Annotated in this window: 13 protein-coding genes; all 13 read right to left on the bottom strand. The window is 39.3% G+C overall.

The genetic code is table 11. The features are described 5' to 3' along the window. Nucleotides 1-120 precede the first annotated feature (120 nt). The 13 genes from M72_RS14275 to M72_RS14220 all read right to left on the bottom strand — a co-directional run bounded on the left by M72_RS14275 (nucleotide 121) and on the right by M72_RS14220 (nucleotide 16021). Complete coding sequence (locus tag M72_RS14275; RefSeq protein WP_055068703.1) at nucleotides 121-696, bottom strand: accessory gene regulator B family protein; 576 nt, start codon at nucleotides 694-696, stop codon at nucleotides 121-123. A gap of 26 nt (nucleotides 697-722) precedes the next feature. Next, nucleotides 723-959: a hypothetical protein gene (locus tag M72_RS14270; protein ID WP_055068702.1), complete on the bottom strand. Its 237-nt coding sequence runs from the start codon at nucleotides 957-959 to the stop codon at nucleotides 723-725. A gap of 26 nt (nucleotides 960-985) precedes the next feature. Next, nucleotides 986-1573 (bottom strand): DUF5104 domain-containing protein, encoded by a 588-nt coding sequence (locus M72_RS14265; RefSeq protein WP_055068701.1) that lies wholly within the window; start codon nucleotides 1571-1573, stop codon nucleotides 986-988. After that, complete coding sequence (locus M72_RS14260; protein WP_055068700.1) at nucleotides 1563-2117, bottom strand: DUF5104 domain-containing protein; 555 nt, start codon at nucleotides 2115-2117, stop codon at nucleotides 1563-1565. The genes M72_RS14265 and M72_RS14260 overlap by 11 nt, the downstream gene beginning before the upstream one ends. A 79-nt stretch (nucleotides 2118-2196) precedes the next feature. After that, nucleotides 2197-5730 (bottom strand): cellulose binding domain-containing protein, encoded by a 3534-nt coding sequence (locus M72_RS14255; protein ID WP_055068699.1) that lies wholly within the window; start codon nucleotides 5728-5730, stop codon nucleotides 2197-2199. A gap of 20 nt (nucleotides 5731-5750) precedes the next feature. Next, nucleotides 5751-5897, bottom strand: a complete 147-nt coding sequence (locus M72_RS16955) for an AgrD family cyclic lactone autoinducer peptide (protein WP_242853284.1) — start codon at nucleotides 5895-5897, stop codon at nucleotides 5751-5753. Nucleotides 5898-6085: 188 nt separating this feature from the next. After that, the gene (locus M72_RS14250) at nucleotides 6086-6526 is read right to left on the bottom strand and encodes an ATP-binding protein (RefSeq protein ID WP_055068698.1); all 441 of its coding nucleotides are present in this window, start codon (nucleotides 6524-6526) and stop codon (nucleotides 6086-6088) included. After that, nucleotides 6475-7104 carry a hypothetical protein gene (locus M72_RS14245; RefSeq protein WP_141652758.1) on the bottom strand — a complete coding sequence of 210 codons (630 nt, stop codon included), beginning with the start codon at nucleotides 7102-7104 and terminating at the stop codon, nucleotides 6475-6477. Before M72_RS14245 ends, M72_RS14250 begins: the two co-directional genes overlap by 52 nt. 223 nt (nucleotides 7105-7327) lie before the next feature. Beyond that, nucleotides 7328-8056 (bottom strand): LytR/AlgR family response regulator transcription factor, encoded by a 729-nt coding sequence (locus tag M72_RS14240; protein ID WP_055068696.1) that lies wholly within the window; start codon nucleotides 8054-8056, stop codon nucleotides 7328-7330. 156 nt (nucleotides 8057-8212) lie between these two features. Next, nucleotides 8213-10681 carry a glycogen/starch/alpha-glucan phosphorylase gene (locus tag M72_RS14235; RefSeq protein WP_055068695.1) on the bottom strand — a complete coding sequence of 823 codons (2469 nt, stop codon included), beginning with the start codon at nucleotides 10679-10681 and terminating at the stop codon, nucleotides 8213-8215. Between the two features lie 34 nt (nucleotides 10682-10715). Next, entirely contained in the window at nucleotides 10716-13883 is a 3168-nt protein-coding gene (gene ileS, locus M72_RS14230) for an isoleucine--tRNA ligase (RefSeq protein WP_055068694.1), read from the bottom strand. 326 nt (nucleotides 13884-14209) lie between these two features. Next, entirely contained in the window at nucleotides 14210-15142 is a 933-nt protein-coding gene (locus tag M72_RS14225; RefSeq protein ID WP_022046336.1) for a hypothetical protein, read from the bottom strand. A gap of 12 nt (nucleotides 15143-15154) precedes the next feature. After that, nucleotides 15155-16021 (bottom strand): DMT family transporter, encoded by an 867-nt coding sequence (locus M72_RS14220; RefSeq protein WP_055068693.1) that lies wholly within the window; start codon nucleotides 16019-16021, stop codon nucleotides 15155-15157. Between the last annotated feature and the right edge of the window lie 132 nt (nucleotides 16022-16153).

The raw sequence follows: 16153 nt of genomic DNA, 5'->3' as shown, positions 1-16153 counted from the left end.
CCACGGTTAATTAGTTGCTCTCTCATTCCATACACGGCATTCCTTAGTTTTCACAAACTATCAGATAATGGGAATCGCACTAACTTAGTTAATACAATTCCCATTATTTTCTCCGCAATGTTATATTTTTTGTCTCACAAGCTGCGCAAGTTTCATAGAAACAGAGCATAATATAATTGCCAATGATATCATTATAGAAATTTCTTCAAAATTTCTAATTTGCATTCCAACTATAATCATTAACAATTCTATTATACATACCATTCTGGCACATTTTTTACTTGCCAACAATTCTATTTTATCCATATCTATATTAGGATGATTCATCGTACCTACAATCAAAAGATAACTAGCCGCTATACAGGTAAAAACAAGCAACAATTTTGAATATGTATACATAATATTTTTCACAAGCAAAACACCTATAAATGTCCCGATGGTTGCCACGTAGCATGCTTTAAACGTCTTCATATGAAAACCACCAGTTCTTCTTCGTAAAGCCAAAAATGAAATAAGAAAAATCACCCCATTCACAAATTCCTGCATACATATAATTACCACAAGTATTGTTCCAACTGTCAAACTTTCTTCTACCAATAGTTCCATAGCATACTGATAATATTCCCTGTTGTCTTCCATAATCAGATTTTTTTCCTGCATTTGATCCAGACAATTTTTAATTATTTGATCTAACATTATCTCCACTTCCACCAACTCAATATTCAAACAAACCAATAGACTATAAAACTAATAACTACAAATATTGGCAGCAAAAACAAAATCCATCCTGTAATCAAACCAAATTTTTTTGGCGTTTCTCCCCGGACTTTAGCCCTGTGCCGTCGAATCAACGATATAATCAAGACAATAAGACCTATCGTGCTGATTGTCCCGGCAATCACCATTGCAATTACTCCAGCTATTACCATGTATGCAAAAATCATTGTCACAAACGCCATAACTTTTTCTCCTACTGTTCCTTTGTCTACCACTCCCAATAAACATCATCATAGCCCACGCTTTTCTGCGCATCAGAAAGATCTATGTCTTTATCTTCCATATTTGCCTTTTCTTGTTTTTTGGTATCAATTACAAGTAAATCTGTCACCCCTTCATATTCTGGATGATCCCTTACTGTAGCATACACCCCATAAACAATCTCATCTGTTTTCCCTGTATCGGTTTTTACATTATCAATTTCTATACTTCCTCCCCATATAATATATCCATCTTCATCCCATGTTGCATCCCCAAAATCACGAACAGGTTCACCATAGGATATAATTTCTCCGTCTAAAAAACCCATCCATTTTTTGATATCATTTTCTAATTCCGGATGTTTTTCTTTCGCAATCGGACTAAACTGATCTGCTATTTTCTCTGCATCACCGGATTTTATCCCCTGTAGTATTGTTTTTGCCTGCTCAATTGCTTTTTCACTTTTGGATTTTACATGCGGTTCCCCACCTGCCGAAACTGTGCATGCACTCAATACGATTGCCAGCATGATTACCAGCATTACTACTATCGTGACACTTCTATTTTTTTCTAACCGCTTTATTTCATTTTCCATATTCTATCGTCCATATATCATCATATTCCACTCTAACTTGCGAATCCTCTTTGTTTTCTTTTTCTGCATCCAAATCACGAATTAATAAATCTGTCACTCCTACGCAATCTGAATGATTTTTAAATACAGAATATGACCCCATACCTATGCAGTAAGTTTTTCCGGTATCCGTCTTCACATTATCAATATCAGCTTCCATAACCAACATTTCCACTCCTGATTCCCCGGTATTTAACGATCCTCTTTCTGTTGTTGGCGGATCATAAGATATAATATTGCCATCAATATATTTCATCCATGCTTTTATATCTGTTTGCAGCTCCGGATGATTTTTTTTGATATAAGTGCAAAAAATATCTGCTATTTCTTCGCAATTTTCTGACTGAATGCCATCCATAATGATGTCAGCCTGTTGCAGAGCTGTTTGGCTATAAGAATCAACGTATACCTTTGTATTATCTTCTTTAATTGCATTACATCCCATCAAAAAAAAACAACTGAATAAACATAAAATGTCATTTACGATCATTTTTTTTTTCATCATTTTCCTACCATCCTTCCATTATCCAGAGCAGTACATAGTTCCATTACCAGTATTATTATAAATGTTTTTTGGGCATTATTTATTTAATTCCTTCGTACCAATATATCCAAATCAAATAATTTTTATCATCAAAAATCAAATACTTATTATTCGCGGTCTTTCTATCCCCTTTATAATTTCTGCCAGCATTCCTAATCCCTTTATATATATCTATATGTTTTGATAAATCAACATACCCAATAGCTGCCATGTTATTACAATTTGTATTTCTGAATTGAGAATTATCTCCACTAAATCCTGTAATCCACCATTGACCACCATATGGATACCAGTTAAATATCGTATCGATCTGCTTCCCATTGTTAGAATATCGATACAAACTCAAACGCATTGGTACTTCAAAATCAATGGCATCATAATGTTTTGTTCCAGCATGGGTTCTATCATATTTGTACAACCCTATTTCTGCTCCACTATGCAAATTCCAGTAATTCCCTTTCCACATCCAAAGCGCATACTCTTCATTTCCTACTTTGAATGGAAAATCTTTTTCATTCATCTTTGTTCCAATCCGGAATACTTCATCATAAAACACATTATATCCAAAACTTCTTTGCCAAGTTTCTACCTGGGAATGATATGCCTCATCATCTGTATCTTTTACAAAATTTAAAATAGCTGCCCCCGCCTCCGTTGCTTCCTTTCCACTTGTAAATCTTTTTAAAAACTTTGCAAAGCACTTAATCTTTTTTTCATTTTGGTTTACGGTATTTCTCATATCCAATGCCCATTCGACAATTTGGTGTACCGTCTTCTTGGTGGTTCCTTTCTTCATTCCATTATTTATATATTTTTGCAGCTGTTTCTTTGAATAATCATGTTCAAATTCATATTTTCTGCTTACTCTTACTTTCTGTTGGTCAATATGCGCATTCCATAATCCCATCGGTTCATTTGCATTATTAGGATCTGGATCTTTCGGTGCAATAATATTTCCATTTTTAAACGATACTCTTCCATCATTCAGTCCATCTCCATCACTATCACTACTACATGGATTTGATTTCCCCAATAATACAAGCCTCATTTTTTTCCCATTATCGCAATATTGTGGTCTTGTTACAAGTATTTCTTCGCCATCGCTTAATCCATCCTCATCACTATCAGCTTTGTATCTATCCGTTGTTATTTTTACCCCGTTAAACAAAGTCAAATTATCTTCTGCATAATCACATAATCCATCTCCATCACTATCCATCTGTAAATCAATTCTTTGATTACATTTTTCAAATACATCCTTTATCTTCGTAGCATCCGTTGCCATATAAAATGCTCCATCTGTATCTTCAGCCAATGGTTTTAGATATTTTTTAAAATAATTTGTTGCAGTTCCAAGCCCAATGGTATATATTCGGATATCTTTTTCTTTTGCCTGCTGTACGGTTACATCATGCTCTTCTAAATTTTTTGAAGCACTATCCGTAAGCACTATCATGATCTTAAGTGTTTTTATATCACTTGACTCATATAGTGAAAATGTATTTTTTACCGCTTTATACATTTCTGTACTGCCACTCGAAGAAAAATAATCGGTAGTAAGATATTTTTCGGCTTCTGTTTTATTTGTCACAAGCTTCTTTGTTAGTTTCTTAGATTCATTACTAAATCGTACTATACCTATCTTACAGGAATCCGGTAGATTTTCTATCATACTCTTTGCTGCTGAAAGACGTTTAAAAGATTTATCATTTGTCTTCATGCTCCCTGTATCATCCATAACAAAAACAACTTCAGCATTATTATACACATCGATTGGAGAACTATCAATCCAAGTAAATGATTTTTCATACTCTTTCCTGTTTAATAAAATATATTTTGAAAAATGTGTTGTTTCGGTTGTCGCCGTATTTCCATGAATGGATGTTGGCATTTCCTCCATTCCTATGTTTTCGTTATAATAATAAATTATCGGGTCAAAATCCTTATCTTTTAATAATTCCTCGTCAAATGTAAAAGACAACTTTGCAGAATCAAACGTTCCATCTACAGAAAATTCATATGCATTTCCAATGTATCCAGGCATTTCTTTTGGAAAAAGGAATTCAGTTCCGGTTGGTTTTACCGTAAGTGTTTCAACCTGTTCACCATTTAAATCAATCGTAACAGATGCCTGCACTTTTCCATCACCTTCCGCTTGTTCTGTAACATGAAAACTTTCTTCTTTTTTCAGTGGATCTGTCCCTATTTCAATTTCTTTTTTATCTGAAACTTCATCCCCATCAGAGTCCTCATTCACTGGATCTGTCCCATATGTATTTATTTCTTCAAAATCATTCAATCCATCCCCATCGGTATCCTCATTCATCGGATCTGTTCCAATCTCCAATTCCTCTTTATTTTTTAAACCATCTTCATCACTATCCTCTTCCCCATCTTCTATGCCATTTTGATCACTATCCGACATTGTCGGATCTGTTCGCAACTGATCAATTTCTATTCTATCATTTATTCCATCTCCATCTGTATCTTCTTTCAATGGATCTGTTTCTAATATTCTCTCTAACTCATCACTTAAACCATCTTTATCTGTATCTGTTTCATCTATATAATTAAACCAATCTGCATAAAGCACTAAATCTTTTACAATAGGTGTTTCATCCGGAATAAAATATTCATCTCCATTTACATCTGTACTCCATCCCAAAAAAACATATCCATCTTTTTGTGGATTTTGTTCTGGTTCCTGCATATATTTACCTGTTTCCACAATTTGATCCTCTGGTATATTCGTAACTCCATCCGGATCAATATTAAGTTCAAAATGAATCGTCTTATATTGTTCAGCTTCATCATTATATGAATACAAATGATATGCTTCCGGCTCCATTTCCTTTTTTCCATTTATTCCATTAAATCCAAATGAAATAGTTTGCCCCGCCATTATATTACTATTATATCCAGCATTTTGAATTATATAATGATTTTCTTCATGTAATTTGATTTTCCCATCCCAAATATTTGTAATTTGACGCGCAAAATCCATTTCCAATACCCAATCTTCTAGTGTCTGCTCTGTATTGTTTGTAATTAAAACTCTCCCTGTAAAGCCATCTCCCCAATCACTATCCAACTGATATTGAATTGTATAATCATCTTTTTTCACTTCCGAGCTATCGCCAACCAGTTTACATTCTTTTGGAAAGCCTGTAAAACTTTTATTTCCACTAAAACCAAATTCAATTGATTTTCCTGATTCAATATCCTGATTCCATGTAACATTTTTAATTATATAGTTTGCATCTTGATGTGACTTCACTTCAGCATTCCAGATATTTGTAATATCTTCTTCATACACCCACTGCAAATACCAGTTTTCAATTGTTTCCTCACCTATATTTTCAATTTTTACATTAGCATTATATCCACTATCCCAATGTTCTTTCAAACTAATGATTATCTTATATTCTTTCTCCTGATATACAACTTCCAAATTATTTTCAACTATCTCTGTCGTTTCTTTTTCTTCATCCGCGTAAACCTTCCATTGGGCGAAAGTTACCATAAGTGTCATTACAAGTATAATGCTCACTGCTCGTTTCCATTTTATTTTCATAAACTTTACTCCTTATCTTTTTATTTTTTCTTTGGTCTTTTAGGTTGATGATAAATTCCCGCACAAAGTGGCGGCCATGATAATTTCTGCTTATCCACTTCTCTTGTAGCAATTTTCCAAAGCACTTTTAATGTTTTTTCTGACAGCTTCAACATTTTATTTTTCACTTCCTTTCTAAACTATTATTTAAACTTTATATTCTACCTCCATTTTTACATTATAAGAATAATTTTCTCCAAGCAAGCCTATGAACAAAAAACAGCATTACTGGTACAAAATTCGACCATTTATCACAACAAAAAAGAGAACCCTTACATAATATCTGTAAAAGTTCTCTTTTCAGCTGCTTGAATCTCTATTCTTCCATCCAGAATAAAATAGTCACAATAAATTTTCCCTGTATTTTTTTTATACTGTAATTTCCACCATAAGATGTGATCACATGTTCTACATTTTTTAATCCTATTCCGTGTAGTCCCTCTTTCTTTTTCCTATTCATTTCGCAATATGTATTTTTTACGGATAAAATAATTTTTCCCGATTCCTGAACACATTTAAACCAGATATGCTTTTTGTCTTCGCATAATTTGCAGGCTTCAATTGCATTATCAAGCAAATTTGCAAGCAATATCGTCACATCATTGTAAGCCATCCTCCAGCCAGATAAATCATTAATCTTTATCGTAACTCCAATTCCACTTTCCTGTGCTTCCTGATATTTTGCGTTGAGAACCGCATTTACAATCATATGATTCGTATCAATAACATTCCATACATCCGCACCCACATTACACATCTGCTCCAAATACTGCTCTGCCTCCTTGTAATTTTTTTCATCAGCAATGTTCTGACACACTGCATCTGATTCTGGTAATCATGTATAAAAGCCGTCTGCTTTTGATATAATTGTATTTTTCCCTCTGCTTTCGCCATGGACACCATATATTCTCTTGTCCTGACTTCTTTCTGAAGGATATCATAGAGCAATCCATAAATAAAAACATTGAGTCCTACCAGTGAAAATGCCAACACTATAGGGATTTTTCCAGGTCCCGCCTGTGAACTCTGAACGACCACCAGCATCCATGTGATCATAAAAATGGTGAATATCGGAAATACCAGAAACTTTATCCATTCTCTCTTCGAGAGTGTTTCTACTGCCGATTTTCCGAATATTCGTCTTACAAAAAGAATAATTATAAATAAGAACATTTTCCCAAGCAATGCAATCAGCCATGCTTTCCACCCATACACTTTTGTTTCCCCTCCCATACGAAATTGCAAAATGTCATTACAGGCATATGCCAATACATCCACAACCAGAAGAAGGGCATAGTACAAGGCTCCCATTCCCAATGCTTCGAAAAATTTCATTTGAAACATTCCATACATCGATACCGCAAATAAAAACCAGACTGTTGGCATTTTCCAAAAAGGAATTGTTGCAAAAAGATAGATTACCGCCGTCATACACCCTGTCAGCCCAATAAATTGCAAGATTTGTATTTTCTTTGTAAACCGAAATTTTGAAAACGTTTGAAAATACAGACAGCAACATATCGTCTCAATTAAAATAAAAAACAGATTTTCCACAAAATCAATCATTTCTGTTTTTCCACTCCTCATACTGCATTTCCACCACCGCATAACGCTCTCGCGGAATCGGCAGCTGTTTTCCCGAAAATAACTGAACCTGATAACGTTTGAGCGTGCTGATGTCGTTCATATTCACCAAAAAACTTTTATGGATACGCAAAAATCTTCCTTCATCCTCCGTCAGTTCTCTCTGCATTTCATCAAGTGTCCGTTTTCCCATACATCGACAGGTATCATCGCACAAATAAAAAAACAGCTGATGAGCTTTGCTTTCAATATACATAATCTGATCCAGTAAAAGCGTTACGGTCTCCCCCCGAAAACGAAATGTTTTTTTCTTTTGTCTCTGCGTATACACGGAAAGAACGGTATCCATGCTTTCTTCTATTTCTTTCTGCAAATCTTTTGCATTTTTCAAAAGATAACGTAGCGCATTTACGCGATATCCTTCTACGGAATATTTAATAAATGCCGACACAAATACAATCGGAAGCATTGCATTTCTCTGATGCACCTCTCTTGCAATTTTCATTCCCTGCGCTTTTCCACCAAATTCCACATCTAGAAACAAAGCATCAAATTCCGCCAGCATACCTTTTTCTAACAAAGCATTTCCATCCATAAAAATTTCTGTTTTCCCGTATATATGATGCTTGTCCAAATATATTTCCACACATTCCTGTATCTGTTTGCAGTAATGTTTTTCATCATCACATATTGCAATTTTCATCGATATTCTCCTCCATTTTTATTTTACCATTTCTTTTATCTACGTCAAACTGATCCTGAAAATGTTACCACAAAGGAAATTTTTGACCAGTATTTCTACGCGAAAAAGGCGGAAACCGCAACCAGGTTCCCGCCTTTTTTACTGCCATCCAAGCGATTAACAGCCTTCCGTATTCACTTCAATCTTATCCAGTTTCCAGATATCATCGACATATTCCTGAATGGTTCTGTCAGAAGAGAATTTACCACTGTGCGCAATATTTAAAATTGCAGACTTTACCCACGCACTCTTGTTGGTGTAATAAACACCGATCTTCTTCTGTGCATTTGCATATGCACGGAAATCTGCAAGGATAAAGTAGCGGTCTGCTACCTGTCCCTGCTGTGGATTGAGCAGTGAGTTGTACAGCTCGCGGAACAACTCACGGTCATTATGAGAATACGTTCCATCTACCAGCTGGTTGACAACCTTCTTGATATCCTCATCATTATTGTAAATATCATATGGATTGTAATCATGATGCTGCTCATGTGCAATGACTTCGTCTGCGCTCATACCAAAGATAAAGATATTGTCTGCGCCAACTTCCTCGTACATCTCAACATTTGCGCCATCCATGGTTCCCAATGTGATCGCACCGTTTAACATAAACTTCATATTTCCGGTTCCGGATGCCTCTTTACTTGCTGTGGAAATCTGTTCGCTGACATCTGCTGCCGCAAAAATCCACTCTGCAATGGATACGCGGTAATCCTCAATGAACACAACCTTGATCTTTCCGTTGATGGATGGATCATTATTGATTACATCCGCAACAGTGTTAATCAGCTTGATGGTCTTCTTTGCCGTACGATATCCGGCTGCAGCCTTTGCTCCGAAGATAAAAGTTCTCGGATAGAAATCCATGCCCGGATTTGCCTTGATCTGGTTGTACAGATACATCACATGCAGGATATTCATAAGCTGTCTCTTATACTCATGCAGTCTCTTAACCTGTACATCAAAGATAGAATTCGGATCGACTTCGATACCATTGTGCTCCTTGATATATTTTGCCAGACGGATCTTATTCTGCTTTTTGATCTCCAGAAATTCCTGCTGTGCTTTCGGATCGGTTGCATATTTTGTCAGATCCTCGACCTTCGCAAGACTTGTGATCCAGTCTTTTCCGACATGCTTTGTTACCCAATCTGCAAGCAGTGGATTTCCATGTGCAAGGAAACGTCTCTGTGTGATACCGTTGGTTTTATTGTTAAATTTCTCCGGAAACAGTTCATAGAAATCACGAAGTTCCTGCTTCTCAAGAATCTCTGTATGCAGTCTTGCCACACCGTTGACAGAATATCCGGCAACAATTGCAAGATTTGCCATCTTCACCTGTCCGTCGTAGAGAATTGCCATCTTGCGCACCTTCTCCTCATTATCCGGATATTTTGCACGGATCTCTTCTACAAAACGGCGGTTGATCTCATCCACGATCTGATATACACGCGGAAGCAGTCTCTGGAAGATGTCGATCGGCCACTTTTCAAGTGCCTCTGCCATGATGGTATGGTTGGTATAAGCTACACAGTGTGTTGTGATCTCCCATGCCTCATCCCATGACATGCCTTCCTCATCCAGAAGGATTCGCATCAGTTCTGCAACAGCAACCGTCGGATGGGTATCATTCATCTGGAACGTTACCTTCTTTGGCAGATCATGCAGATCATTGTGATGTTTCTTAAAACGCTCCAGCGCACGCTGGATACTTGCGGAAACAAAGAAATACTGCTGTTTTAAGCGCAGTTCCTTTCCTTTTACGTGATTGTCGTTCGGATACAGCACCTCTACCAGGTTGCGGGCAAGATTTTCCTGCTCCACTGCCTGATCGTAATCTCCACGGTCAAAGGAATCCAGTGAAAACTCTTCCTTCGGCTGTGCATCCCAGATCATCAGGGAATCTACCACATGGTTGCCGTAGCCAACGATCGGCATATCATAAGGAATTGCAAGAACAGACTGATACCCTACCTGCTCAAAGTGCAGATTTCCGTCCTCCCCTGCGGTTTCTTCCACATGACCACCAAACTTGATCTCGTAGCAGTATTCCGGTCTGCGCAGCTCGAATGGATATCCATCCTTCAGCCAGTTGTCCGGTACTTCTACCTGGAATCCATCGATGATCTGCTGCTTAAACATACCATAACGATAACGAATTCCACATCCATATGCGGCATAGCCCAAGGTAGCAAGAGAATCCATAAAACATGCTGCCAGCCGGCCAAGTCCACCATTTCCAAGAGCCGGATCCGGCTCCTGGTCTTCAATGACACTCAAATCCAGTCCAATCTCTTCAAGTGCTTCTTTTACTTCCCCATAAGCCCCCAGATTAATCAGATTATTCCCCAGTGCCCTGCCCATCAGAAACTCCATGGACATATAATACAATATCTTAGGGTCATCTTTTTCAATGACCTGCTGTGTTGCCATCCATTCATCCATGACAACATCCTTGACAGCCAGTGAAACAGCCTGATAAATCTCCTGCTGTGTCGCTTCTTTCAATGTCTTACGATACATCGTCTTGACATTTTCTGTCACGGAAGCAATAAACTCCTTTTTACTAAACACTTTGTCTCGCATCAAAAGTCCTCCTCTGTGCTTGGTTTGCGTGACACTATTGTTTTTCCACTGCCAGCGTAACCTTCTCACCGTTAATGCTCCATTCTTTCTGATATCCGGCAAGTGTGCCTGCAGTGATAGCATTTGCAAGTACCTCTGTCTGGATCTTTTCTCCGTATTTATTGAAAATACCAGTTACCTTCTCGTCTGCTGTATAGGAAACAGCAATATGATCCATAACTTCAAAACCAGCCTCTTTACGCATGGTCTGAATCTTACTGATCAGTTCACGTACAAAACCTTCTTCGATCAATTCCGGTGTCAGTCTTGTATCCATAACAACTGTCACATTGTTATCCCCCTCGGTCACAAAGCCTTCGGCCTGTGTCATGGTAATCAGAAGATCCTCCTCCAATAATACAACCTCGGAACTTACACTGTCAAGTTTCAGACATCCGTTCTCTTTTAATTCTTTCATTGCAGCATTTCCGTCAAGTTCTGACAGGGCAGCCTGAATCTGTTTTAAATACTTACCATATTTCGGACCAACCGTACGAAGCTGCGGCTTGAACTGATAATCTGTATAAGAAGAAACATCATCGGTAAATGCCACATTTTTGACATTCAACTCATCGGCAATAATCTCTTTATAAAAATCACCCAGTGCTTCCGGTGCCTTGATATACATCTGTCCGATCGGCTGACGGTTCTTGATATTGGCACTGTTACGGCACGCACGTCCCATAACAACGATCTTTAATACCTCATCCATTGCGGTTTCGAGATCTTTGTCGATCAGCTTTTCATCCACAACCGGGAAGTCACACAGATGAATACTTTCCGGTGCTGACGGATCGATGGAGCATACCAGATTGCGATAAATATCTTCTGTCATAAATGGAATCATCGGTGCTGCCGCTTTGCTGATTGTAACAAGTGCGGTATACAATGTCATATAAGCATTGATCTTATCCTGCTCCATGCCTTTTGCCCAGAAACGCTCACGGGAGCGGCGGACATACCAGTTACTCATATCATCGACAAACTCCTGCAGATATTTTGCAGCTTCCGGAATCTTATAATTAGAAAGACTTTCATCCACACCAGCTACTGCAGAATTGAGCTTAGAAAGCAGCCACTTATCCATAACCGATAATTTGTCATACTCCAGCTTGTATTTTGTAGCGTCAAACTGGTCAATATTTGCATAAAGTACGAAGAACGCATAGGTATTCCAGAGCGTTCCCATAAACTTACGCTGGCCCTCAAGCACAAGCTTGCCGGAGAATCTCTTTGGAATCCATGGTGCGGATGCCGTATAGAAATACCAGCGGATAGCGTCTGCGCCGTATGTCTGCAGGGCATCAAACGGATCTACGGCATTTCCCTTGGACTTGGACATCTTCTGTCCGTTTTCATCCTGTACATGTCCGAGCACGATGACGTTCTCATAAGGTGCTTTGTTGAAAAGCAGTGTCGATTCTGCCATAAGAGAATGGAACCATCCTCTGGTCTGATCAACTGCCTCTGAGATAAATTTGGCCGGGAACTGCTGCTCAAATACTTCTTTATTTTCAAATGGATAGTGATGCTGTGCAAACGGCATAGCTCCGGAATCAAACCAGCAATCCAATACTTCCGGTACACGGTGCATATCCTTGCCACACTCCGGACACTTGATCGTCACCGCATCAATATATGGTCTGTGAAGTTCTACCTCTGCTGCCTTTGGATCACCGGCTTTTTCTGCTAATTCAGCGCGGCTTCCGATACATTCTCTGTGTCCGCACGCACACTCCCAGATGTTAAGTGGAGTACCCCAGTAACGGTTACGGGAAATTGCCCAGTCCTGAATGTTTTCCAGCCAGTTTCCGAAACGTCCGGAACCGATGGATTCCGGAATCCAGTTAACAGTGTTGTTATTGCGGATCAGATCATCCTTTACTGCAGTCTCTTTGATGTACCAGGACTCTCTTGCATAATAAATCAGAGGCTTGTCACATCTCCAGCAGTGTGGATACTCATGTTCAAACTTCGGAGCATCAAACAGCTGCTTTCTGGCACTTAAATCCTTTAATACTTCCGGATCGGCATCCTTTACCCACATACCGGCAAACGGTGTCTCCTCAGTCAGTTCTCCTTTTCCATTTACGAACTGTACAAACGGAAGGTCGTAGTTTCTTCCGACATTGGCATCATCCTCACCAAATGCAGGTGCGATATGAACGATTCCAGTACCATCGGACATCGTGACATAAGTATCGCAGGTCACAAAGAAGCCTTTCTTGCCCTGCTTATCTGCCAGTTCCTTTGCACAGGCATAAAGAGGCTCATATTCTTTACGTTCAAGATCCTGTCCCTTGTAGGTTTCAAGCACTTCGTAGGCTTTCTTTCCTGCCTCTTTATCCTCTTTGGAAAGAAGTGGAGAAAGCACCTTGTCTGCCAGTGCCTCTGCCAGATAATACGTATAACCATCTACTGCTTTTACCTTGATATAGGTATCATTCGGGTTTACACAAAGTGCCACGTTACTTGGCAGTGTCCACGGAGTTGTCGTCCATGCCAGGAAATAAGCATCTTCATCCACAACCTTAAAACGAACAACTGCGGATTTTTCTTTTACCAGTTTATAGCCCTGTGCCACCTCCTGTGCAGAAAGCGGAGTTCCACAACGCGGACAATACGGCACAATCTTAAATCCCTTGTAGAGAAGACCTTTGTTCCAGATCTCCTTTAACGCCCACCACTCAGACTCAATGAAATTGTCATCATAAGTGACATATGGATTGTCCATATCTGCCCAGAAACCTACCGTATTTGAGAAATCTTCCCACATACCCTTGTATTTCCAGACGGATTCTTTACACTTTTTGATGAATGGCTCAAGACCATATGCTTCGATCTGATCCTTTCCATCCAGTCCAAGAAGTTTCTCCACTTCGATTTCTACCGGAAGACCGTGGGTATCCCATCCGGCTTTCCGTGGAACGTACTTTCCTTTCATGGTCTGGAATCTCGGAATCATATCCTTGATGGTACGTGTCTCTACATGTCCGATATGTGGTTTTCCGTTTGCCGTAGGCGGTCCGTCATAAAATGTGTAAGTCTCGCCTTCCTTACGGTTCTCCATGGATTTTTTGAAGATATCATTTTCGCGCCAGAATTTTTCCGTTTCTTTTTCGCGATCGACAAAGTTCATATTGGTATCTACTTTGTTGTACATATTTTCCTCCTGCATTTATGATTCTGAAATAAAAAATCCCCACGTCCAGTAATTAGGACGCGGGGTCACGTTATACCACCTGATTACCATGTACTTAAATCCCGTATTCAAAAAGGATTTGCATACTTCGTTCCCATAACGCTGGAAATACGTCGAACTCTACTCTCCTGGGATTTCGATCCGCAACTCGGAAGTGATTTTCACTGTCATATTACTCGTATTGGCTCTCACCTGTTCCAACTCTCTTTGACTTTCCTATCACAGTTACTGTCTTCGTCTTCGTTTTTCACCTTTGGTTTTAAGTATAGTAATGATTCTTTCAGATGTCAAGTAAAATTCCTGTTCAGCCAGGCTTTCCATGCACAGTAATTTTCCAGTTCCCCGGATACCTGTTTCCGGTAAGCAAATCTCAACATCTCATAATAACAGTCATTCTCATAAATTGGATACTTCAGTTCCCAGTCATTGTCCGGATTTGTTCCATCCATATACACAAGTCCCTCTTCCGTAAACAGCACGATCCCATGCCTGCTTCGGATGCACTGCCCTGCGGCTTCCTCCTTTGCCAGTCTGCGTGCCAGTTCAACCGAATCTACCAGATCCGGGTAATCCATACTGTAAATTGTTGCAAGCATCCGCAATTTCTTCACCTGGCTTTCACTCTGCAGAAGCAGCCAGGTACCGGCATATCCATTACTGCGCATCTTCAATCCGTCAATCCCTGTCACCATTCCTGTCCATATATAGTAGTCCGGGTTGACCGGAAGAAAGCAAAGTTCTTCTATCCCTGTAAATGCACGCAGACACTCAAGCAGCAGAGCTCCCGCTTCAATAACATCAATCAGCCCGCGTTCCTTGTCTTCACAGACCACCAGCACACGGTTTCGCTTCTCATCTTTTTGCAATGTCGTAATTGCCGGGTCAAACGCAAAAAATGTGTTCAGTTTTTTATCATAAACGGCCCATGCATTATTTAATTCTTCGATCTCTTCCAACCGGTAATTATCATTTTCCACGGGGGACAGCATCCCCTGCGCCATCTTAAACAAACTATGCTCTGTGACATCCGAAACTGTGTGTTTGTCCTTCCAGTAATACCATTCAACCAGTGGGTTTTTGGGCTTTATCTCCCTAAGGATTCCCTGATTGATCCTTGACATAAGCTGCTGTCCCCTATCCATATCCTGATGAATGGTTTCCTGATTTACCAATGGTGCCAGATGAATGGTTGTATGACACCGAAATGAAATAATCGACATGTGAATACTCCTTTAATCTTTGTGTTTCCAGTTATACAGAAAATTTCCCAGTGAAGCCAGAATGATCAATCCATATCCTATCAGACTGTATCGATCCGGAATCTCCGCGAATAAAAGAAATCCAAGTAATGTTGCAAAAATAATCTGTGAATAATCAAAAATAGAAATTTTTCCGGCGGGTGCATAGGTATATGCTGCGGTGATCGTAAACTGTCCTCCCGCTGCAAAAAGTCCCGCAAGAAGCAGCGTCAACAACTGCCGCAGTGACATCGGCTGATAATGAAATACGATCCACGGTATCACAATAATACAGGAAAAGCAGGAAAAATAAAACACAATGACCGGTCCCTTTACTCCGTGTGTACCCATCTTCCGCACCATTGTATATGCGATTCCTGCACCCAGTCCTCCGCATACGCCAATAAGCGCAGGGATCAGATGTGCATTTTCAAACCCCGGTTTTACCACAAACAAACAGCCGACAAATGCCAGTATAACGCACATTGCCTGAGCTGGTTTTATCCTTTCTTTTAATAACAGGAAGGAAAAAATAATTGCAAAAAAGGGAGATAATTTATTTAAAATAGAAGCATCTGCCACCAGCAGGTGATCAATCGCGTAGAAATTACAAAGAATTCCAAGTGTCCCAAATGCACAGCGTAAAAACAGTGAACCCCACTGTGTTTTTTCCACCTTAGGTGCTGTATGATTTTTGATAAGAATAATTGCCGCAAAAAATGCAGCTACCAGATTCCGAAAAAAACTTTTCTGTACGGACGACAGATCTCCCGCCAGCCGCACACTCACATTCATACACGCAAAAAAGAATGCCGACAAAATGATCATTATCATGCCACGTATATAATTTTCCTGTTTCATTGTACAATCACCTCAGATTTTTATTATAGAACCGGCATCCGTGATGCCGGTTCAGACCGTAGACAAAGTGCTCCGAGAAACTTCCGTTTCTCGGAGCATTTTTCTTTGTGTTTATGAAATTTATTCCGAAAA

It is taken from the genome of Roseburia faecis (assembly GCF_001406815.1).
GTDB classification, from domain to species: Bacteria; Bacillota; Clostridia; order Lachnospirales; family Lachnospiraceae; genus Roseburia; species Roseburia faecis.
The sequence above is the reverse complement of the archived record's forward strand: the minus strand, read 5'-3'. Positions and strand labels throughout refer to the sequence as shown.

Coding starts and splice junctions, on each gene's coding strand:
- M72_RS14275 (WP_055068703.1), bottom strand. CDS start 696: ATGTTAGATCAAATAATTAAAAATTGTCTGGATCAAATGCAGGAAAAA.
- M72_RS14270 (WP_055068702.1), bottom strand. CDS start 959: ATGGCGTTTGTGACAATGATTTTTGCATACATGGTAATAGCTGGAGTA.
- M72_RS14265 (WP_055068701.1), bottom strand. CDS start 1,573: ATGGAAAATGAAATAAAGCGGTTAGAAAAAAATAGAAGTGTCACGATA.
- M72_RS14260 (WP_055068700.1), bottom strand. CDS start 2,117: ATGATGAAAAAAAAAATGATCGTAAATGACATTTTATGTTTATTCAGT.
- M72_RS14255 (WP_055068699.1), bottom strand. CDS start 5,730: ATGAAAATAAAATGGAAACGAGCAGTGAGCATTATACTTGTAATGACA.
- M72_RS14250 (WP_055068698.1), bottom strand. CDS start 6,526: ATGTGTAATGTGGGTGCGGATGTATGGAATGTTATTGATACGAATCAT.
- M72_RS14245 (WP_141652758.1), bottom strand. CDS start 7,104: ATGAAATTTTTCGAAGCATTGGGAATGGGAGCCTTGTACTATGCCCTT.
- M72_RS14240 (WP_055068696.1), bottom strand. CDS start 8,056: ATGAAAATTGCAATATGTGATGATGAAAAACATTACTGCAAACAGATA.
- M72_RS14235 (WP_055068695.1), bottom strand. CDS start 10,681: ATGCGAGACAAAGTGTTTAGTAAAAAGGAGTTTATTGCTTCCGTGACA.
- ileS (WP_055068694.1), bottom strand. CDS start 13,883: ATGTACAACAAAGTAGATACCAATATGAACTTTGTCGATCGCGAAAAA.
- M72_RS14225 (WP_022046336.1), bottom strand. CDS start 15,142: ATGTCGATTATTTCATTTCGGTGTCATACAACCATTCATCTGGCACCA.
- M72_RS14220 (WP_055068693.1), bottom strand. CDS start 16,021: ATGAAACAGGAAAATTATATACGTGGCATGATAATGATCATTTTGTCG.